This window comes from Pseudomonadota bacterium (assembly GCA_018817425.1).
Taxonomy (GTDB): Bacteria; Desulfobacterota; Desulfobacteria; order Desulfobacterales; family RPRI01; genus RPRI01.
The window spans coordinates 1-6,303 of the sequence record JAHITX010000114.1 but is presented as its reverse complement, the minus strand read 5'-3'; the positions used below and the strand labels follow the sequence as shown (position 1 = coordinate 6,303).

The 6,303-nt window shown below is 39.3% G+C and carries 7 protein-coding genes and 1 pseudogene; 7 read left to right on the top strand and 1 reads right to left on the bottom strand.

The genetic code is table 11. The features are described from left to right. Nucleotides 1-1,050, bottom strand: a pseudogene (locus KKC46_19505) (phage integrase N-terminal SAM-like domain-containing protein). Nucleotides 1,051-1,533: 483 nt separating this feature from the next. On the opposite strand from KKC46_19505, the gene KKC46_19500 reads away from it, so the two are divergent. The 7 genes from KKC46_19500 to KKC46_19470 all read left to right on the top strand — a co-directional run. Beyond that, nucleotides 1,534-2,037, top strand: coding sequence for a hypothetical protein (locus KKC46_19500; GenBank protein MBU1055989.1), 504 nt, complete (start codon nt 1,534-1,536; stop codon nt 2,035-2,037). Between the two features lie 111 nt (nt 2,038-2,148). Continuing rightward, nucleotides 2,149-2,601 (top strand): hypothetical protein, encoded by a 453-nt coding sequence (locus tag KKC46_19495; GenBank protein MBU1055988.1) that lies wholly within the window; start codon nt 2,149-2,151, stop codon nt 2,599-2,601. A gap of 31 nt (nt 2,602-2,632) precedes the next feature. Continuing rightward, nucleotides 2,633-3,109 (top strand): hypothetical protein, encoded by a 477-nt coding sequence (locus tag KKC46_19490; protein ID MBU1055987.1) that lies wholly within the window; start codon nt 2,633-2,635, stop codon nt 3,107-3,109. Nucleotides 3,110-3,464: 355 nt separating this feature from the next. Next, on the top strand, nt 3,465-4,880 hold the full coding sequence (locus KKC46_19485) for a hypothetical protein (GenBank protein ID MBU1055986.1): 1,416 nt from the start codon (nt 3,465-3,467) through the stop codon (nt 4,878-4,880). 477 nt (nt 4,881-5,357) lie between these two features. Beyond that, on the top strand, nt 5,358-5,726 hold the full coding sequence (locus tag KKC46_19480) for a DUF2513 domain-containing protein (GenBank protein ID MBU1055985.1): 369 nt from the start codon (nt 5,358-5,360) through the stop codon (nt 5,724-5,726). A 247-nt stretch (nt 5,727-5,973) separates the two neighbouring features. Beyond that, nucleotides 5,974-6,117: a hypothetical protein gene (locus KKC46_19475; protein MBU1055984.1), complete on the top strand. Its 144-nt coding sequence runs from the start codon at nt 5,974-5,976 to the stop codon at nt 6,115-6,117. Nucleotides 6,118-6,179: 62 nt separating this feature from the next. Further along, nucleotides 6,180-6,303 (top strand): triose-phosphate isomerase (locus KKC46_19470; protein ID MBU1055983.1); only part of this gene is annotated, 124 nt, incomplete at its 3' end.

The window sequence follows — 6,303 nt, the reverse complement described above, 5'->3', positions numbered from 1 at the left end:
TCGCCTGTATTTCCCGCTCTTTTGTTCATAGGTTAATTGTATTGCCGGGAAAAACCACTGCCATGTAAAACTCTTTGCTGCATTTTTGTATTTTGCCTCTAATGCATTTACTAAAAAAACTCCGGCATATTTTTTGGCAATGTCTTTTTTATGAAGCTCTTTTATTGTTTCAAGATGTTCTCGAAGTTCCGGAACTATTGTTTCAGGAAGCGGTACTGTTCTGTCTTTTTGTCCTTTTCCATCATGAACCGTTAAAATACCCGCATCAAAATTCATACAATGAACGCGAAGATTCAGGCATTCAAACAAACGGAGTCAGCAGCCATAAAGCAATTTTACAACAAGAGCATACGGCTTTTCCAGCAAGCTCAGGATACTGTCAATCTCTTCACGGGATAACACGACCGGAATATAAGGTTTTCTCTTTGCTCTCACAACCCCGTCGATTTTTCCGAATTCCTTTTTGAGAATATGCCGGTAAAAGAATAATAGCGCATTAAAAGCCTGATTTTGTGTGGTGGCTGATACATTCCGCTTAACTGCCAAAAACGTTAAGAATTCTTTAACATCTTCCGGTGAAAGCAATTCGGGATTCTTGCTTTTTGTAAAAGCCTGAAATTTCCGAGCCCATCCTTTATAGGTTGCAAGAGTTTTTGGAGAATAATGCCGCACACGGATTTCATTCTCCAGGCCGGTGTATTCCTTTACCCATGAAGCGCCAATTGCTTGAACAGCGTACTTATTTACCGGTTGGCTGACGGTTTTTAATGAACCGTTAATAGTTGGTGATTCCGTAATAACTCCCGAAAGCGTCATACCGGACTCGATCCGGCATCCAGAATTGTTTATAATTTCAGGATGCCGGCTTTCGCTGGTATGATGGGGCAAGCTATTATCCTGCTTTGCTGGTCTGTTAACAGCTTCACGAACTAAAAAAGCTTTATGGCTTTTAGAAGGAATATATTTAGGAGAATTTGTTGATTGGGTTTCGAATATTTTTTCTGAGGAGTCATTTGCCTTAACAATCTCATAATATAGAGTTATCGCCATTGCAGACTGGTCTTGTTGCTCTTTAGTCTGTTTCTTTTCCTGCAACTTGCTGATAAATCGGGGAAGGCTGTCTTTATGCTCAGGTTGAAAATTATATTTTGCACAAAAGTCCAGATAATAACGCAGCCATTTTTTATAAAATGATTGCAAATTGTTCGGTATTTTTCTATTCCGCAAGCATTTCTCAAATTGTTCGAGTAATTTAGGAGAGATAGGCAGCATAAAAAATTATCTTTCTATATGAGTTAATAAATGGAATGTTATACGGAAGGATGAAAATATATAATTACAAAAAATCTGTCAATAGATTATTTACATTTCTAAATTAATTTGATAAAAGGACACCAAATATCGTGTAAGTGACTTTTAATTTTAGAATACAGTTTTTTCAATCTTTCCGGGGTTTCTCCCAAATGAGGAGCTATCCAAAACTGTATAATAACTTGTTACATGCCAAATCAATATAATAAGGTGGTAATTAAAATGACATTTGATTATTCTCTTGCAATAGGCGTTTTTGGGGTGCTCCTCGCTATTTATCAAGGTTTTGAAAGAAAGAGACTAAAAGGCTTTGTTCGAACCCAAGCATGGTATCTTTATTCTGTAGCGATTTTGTCTTTTACAACTATCCAAACTACCCTAAAAGCTTATAAAGAAGCTCATAAAGATAATTTCAATACACAAATATTTGAACACCTCTCAAAAAGTGAGGCATATAATGAAAGCCTTTTTCTTGAATGCATACGACAAATACAACTGTCAGAGCCACACTTTAATATCCAATCAATCATGACTTGGAAAATGCAGGGCAAAATATCTGAATCCCATATTCAACTATTCGAGCGTATGATGATAATGGATTCTCCTAGTTTATTTTATTTGTGGTATCAACAATTAAGAATAAAGATACAAGACAAAATCATAAAGCCACCGGAGCCCCATCAAAACACCAAGGATGATACTAAGCCACCAACAGAAATTAGCTAATCCGTCTTTTGCCGGATATATATCCATCATAAAATCTTCCTTTGCATGTAACAAAAAGTTGGAGCAGGTAAAACTGCTCAACTTGTTGTTGGGTAACTATGGAATAGCAAAATGTATAGTGAAGAAAAGTATAATAAAGACTACGCTAAGTTCATTCTTGATATGCTCTCCGGCGAAATGAATCGATCAAGGGATTGGCCCCTTCGGCTTTTAGGCTTTACATCTGCTTTTCACTTCGCGGTCATTGCAGGAATTCTTGTAAGCAAGATCACTTTCGTGACCTCGGCCAGACTGACACTGAGCTTCTTTTTTGTTCTGCTCTTCCTGTGGTCTGTTTATTGCTTCTGGAAGTGCCATATAAATTATTTAAAAGCAAGAAATGCACAGGTTACGCTTGAGAACCAAATCGGACTGGCAGACATGGATGTCTTGCCACCCACCTGGTTAGAGATGCGCAAGGTATCAGGCTTCACAGCTTTATGGGGCTGGGGGTTACATGTCTTCATTGCCCTTGGTTTTTGTTTGGCAACCCTTGGTGTTGTGTGGTTTCGTGTTACTCAATAAGAACGGCCCTTTAGGGTAAATAAAAAGTATTATGCCGAAATATTATCATTTGTCTGGACATGATCATTTGAGAGAAATAGTAGAAGGAAATAGTGATTTTGCTAAAGGTCAGATTTCCCCTCGAATCCCTACTGATTGTTTTGGGGAGGACAAAACTCCAAGGGTGTGTTTTAGTCCGTCTGTATGGCAGTGCATTCTGTCAAAACCTATTGATGAAACAGTTTATAAATTAGACATTTATGAAATCAGTGTCGATCATTTATCTGACCCAGTTGGCTTGGTAGCTGACATTGATATGACAGGAGAAAAATGGATTACAAATGATGATATGTTAGGGTATGCAAAACCGGTTGAATTAAAGAGAATTGGGCGAGTGTTTATTGATCAAGATACTAAAAAAAATCTTAAATTATTATACAAGCAAGGAAAGCTTTATGCTTTTACTGATGAAGCAGGAAGCGTCTGGAAAGTTGAAAATAATTGTTGGCAATTAGCTATGAAAATATAAACACCCAACATGTCGCTGGTAGGGACGGCGAAAAACATGCCGCCCCACAGCTCAGCGTTAATCGCTTCTGCAACTCCAAGCATTCCTTTTCCGGATAAACCTAAAACAAAGGATATTGCTCAAAGAGGAGCTTGATTTGTCTTGAAAACGAAAAGAACACTCAGTAGGTGGGAATGGAATATAGGATCAAGACCATTACCACCGTTGAACGCGTCCTCTGGGAAGAAAAGAAGGTCGGATCTTAAATGTTGACATAAAAGATTGGATTACGGGGACATGATACAGAACTCTTTCTAATGTCAGAGATAGGCAAACTCGTCCCGACAACACCAAAAAGAAGGTATATTAAATGCACATGAAAAACATAATGTTACTCGTATCTTTTTCCCTTATTTACATCGGTATAGCCGCCCATGCCCATGCCGAAAAAGAACGTTCGAATAGTGTAATCTCTGAAAGACTTATCGCTCAAATTGATCCTTCTTTATGGATTAACAAAAGTGTTAAAATAAGCCCTAACAGCAAGCGTGTGGCTTATGTGGCTCATATAGACAAGAAGGAGTTTATGGTAGTTGATGGTAAAGAGGAGAAGCAATACGATGGCATCCTCGAAAGCCCTCTCATTTTCAGCCCTGACAGCAAGCGTGTGGCTTATGCGTCTATGTTAGACGATAGGTGGTTTGTGGTAGTTGATGGTAAAGAGGAGAAGCAATACGATTACATCGGGTCTCCCATCTTCAGCTATGACAGCAAGCGTGTGGCATATAAGGCTCGATTAAGCAATAGGTGGTTTATGGTAGTTGATGGTAAAGAGGAGGAGCAATACGATTACATCGGGTCTCCCATCTTCAGCCCTGATAGCAAGCGTGTGGCATATAAGGCCCAAATAGGTGATAAGGGGCTTATAGTAGTTGATAGAAAAAAGGAGAAGCAATACGATTACATCCACGCCCCCCTCTACAGAACTGGCCCCCAAATTTCTCACGATCCCATTTTCAGCCCTGACAGCAAGCGTGTTGCCTATGAGGCTCGAGCAGGTGATAAGCGGTTTGCTGTAGTTGATGGAAAAAACGGGAAACAATACGATTACATCACCACTCCTATTTTTAGCCCTGACAGTAAGCATGTGGCTTATACGGCTGTGACAGCCGATAAGAAGTGCTTTGTGGTTGTTGATGGTCAAGAGGAGAAGCAATACAATGGCATCGGCTTTCCTATTTTCAGCACTGATAGTAATCGTGTGGCCTATTTGGCTCAAGTTGTTGTTCCTAAGTGGTTTGTGGTAGTTAATGGGAAAGAGGAGAAGCAATACGATTACAACAACACTCCCATTTTCAGCCCTGACAGCAAGCGCATAGCATATTGGGCTCGAATAGGTAATAAGGAGTTTGTGGTAGTTGATGGTAAAGAGGGAAAAAAATACGATGATATCCTTGGAGACCCTCTAATTTTTAGCCCTGATAGTAAACGCCTGGCTTATGCGGTTCAAGAAGGGGAAAAGAAATTAGTAGTAGTTGATGGACAAGAGAGAAAGAAATACGATTGCGTCCTCGAAAGCCCTCTAATTTTTAGCCCTGACAGTAAGCGTGTAGCTTATACAGCTCGGTTAGGCGATAGGTGGTTTGTAGTAGTTGATGGACAAGAGGGAAAGAAATATGATGCCATCATAACTATCGGAGGAGGAAGGATTATTTTTGACTCAACAGATAGCCTCCATTACCTGGCTTTAAAAGGTAAAGCGATTTATTTGGTGGAGGAAACAATCAGGTGAGGTTGAAATGGCAAGAAAACATGATTTTTATTAATGAATAAAATAAAAACAAAGTTGGGGTGATTCTTCCCCAAAAATGTGAACGCAAAGTTAAGCCACTGTTATGAAAATAACAGAAGAAAAACATGAGGGAACAGAACAGGGTCATGTTTTTAAGTTAACAGGAGTAGGCGGAGAGCGGGAACGCTCTTATCCTCTTAACTTTACGCTTAGATTATAAGGCTATATCTAATGACCCAACAAAAACATGCTGCGGTCAAGCCGCAGATGTTACCATTAGCATACACTATGATTTCCTAAAAAATTTTAACAAAGCTAAGACCATGAAAATATTAAAAGTTCTTGAAAAGATACTGATTAGATTGCTACTACTATTTGCAGTCTATGTGCTGGCGAAACTATTCACCTGTATCCCATAAAATTAAGACTCCTTTCACCGGGGGGGGGCTTAATCCATTGATAGAAAAGGAGAAAAAAATGAAACGAGATATGGATTTGATACGTACAATTCTTCGGTTAATTGAATCATGCGAAGGTTCTTTCGGTATTAGTTCCCCAACAATTGAAGGATACAGTGAATCACAAATAACACACCATTTAAGACTCCTTTTAGACGGTGGGCTTATCGAGGTTAAGAATGTCACCCATGAATTCCAGCAAGAAGACCTATATGATGGAATTAATCTTACTTGGGATGGGCAGGAGTTTGTAAATGCCGCGCGTGATAATTCCTTATGGAAAAAAGCAAAAGAAGCTTTAATAGATTCTGGAGTTAGCTTCACCGTTAAATCCCTTCTTGCTTGGTTGAAGGAGCAGGCATTGTTGAAGGCAAAGGAACTGTTGTAATGCCCAACGCTTCTATAATATCAAGGATAACGTTGCGATATTGTATGGCCCTACTATACCATTTAGCTTTCTCGTTTTCATTTTTTGCCCTTTCCATCCCCAAAAGCGCCTTTCGAGATTGTAGTACTATCGGGGTCAAACCTTGAATCCTGAACTAACTTGACAAATTGATATTTTATTAAGATTGCGTGGTGCTGAGAAAGAAAATCGAGACTTACTGATTTATTTGCTATGGAAAACCGGCCAATTGTCAAACCAGGAAATCGGTAATCTGATTGGGCTTTCCTATTCTATGGTTAGTCGCAGTGTAAAAGTAACAAATGACAAGATATTGTCTGATCAGGACTATAGGCGACAGTATCAAGCCGTCAGTTCAGATTTCAAGGTTTGAACATAGGAGTCCCTAATGGACGTCCAATCCGCCATCACCGGATTCTTTATTGAGAGGTAGTTATGACAAAATATGTATTGGCAAACTGGAAGGCCCATAAATCCATGTCCGAAGCTGAAGCATGGCTTGAAAAGTTCTGTCAGTTGTATCGTCCCAATCCCCAGGTAGAAGTAATCATCGCCCCAC